Raw genomic sequence first — 1,012 nt, 5'->3', positions numbered from 1 at the left:
ATACCTAGTGAAGTTGGCTCAATTTGCTGCGCCAATAGATGAGGTATGTGAACTTCTTGAGCGTGCTATCAAAGAAAACCCGCCGGTAGTGATCCGCGATGGTGGTGTGATTGCAGAAGGCTATAACGAAGAATTGGATGAGTGGCGCAAGCTCGCTGATGGTGCAACCGAGTATCTAGAAAAGCTCGAAGCGGATGAACGCGAGCGTCAGCGCATCGATACGCTGAAAGTTGGCTACAACGCCGTACATGGATTCTTCATTCAGGTAAGTCGTGGCCAAAGCCATTTGGTACCGCCACATTACGTGCGTCGCCAAACTCTGAAAAATGCCGAGCGCTACATTATTCCTGAGCTTAAAGAGCATGAAGACAAAGTTCTGAACTCAAAATCAAAAGCACTCGCACTAGAGAAAAAACTGTGGGAAGAGCTGTTCGATTTGCTGATGCCTCATCTTGAACAAATGCAAAACCTAGCTTCTGCCGTTTCACAGATGGACGTGTTACAAAACCTAGCAGAACGCGCAGACTCATTGGATTATTGCCGCCCTACTCTAGTTAAAGACGCAGGTATTCACATTCAAGCAGGTCGCCACCCGGTAGTAGAGCAAGTCACCTCGGACCCGTTCATTGCTAACCCAATAGAATTAAGCCCAAGCCGTAAAATGCTCATCATCACGGGTCCAAACATGGGGGGTAAATCAACCTACATGCGCCAAACTGCGCTAATTGCGTTGATGGCTCACATCGGCTCTTATGTACCTGCAGAGTCAGCACAAATTGGCTCATTGGATCGCATCTTTACTCGTATCGGTGCTTCAGATGACTTGGCATCAGGTCGTTCAACCTTCATGGTAGAGATGACAGAAACGGCCAACATTCTCCACAACGCAACCAAGAACAGCTTGGTGTTAATGGATGAGATCGGTCGCGGTACCAGTACTTACGATGGTCTTTCATTGGCATGGGCAAGTGCCGAATGGCTTGCAACACAAATTGGTGCGATGACACTTTTC

General features: G+C 47.9%; 1 protein-coding gene. It reads left to right on the top strand.

The window, feature by feature from the left end:
• A partial coding sequence (gene mutS / locus R8269_RS26540) for a DNA mismatch repair protein MutS (RefSeq protein ID WP_318223079.1) occupies window positions 1-1,012 on the top strand: 1,012 nt, incomplete at both ends.

It is taken from the genome of Vibrio sp. Vb0667 (assembly GCF_033391095.1).
The sequence above is the reverse complement of the archived record's forward strand: the minus strand, read 5'-3'. Positions and strand labels throughout refer to the sequence as shown.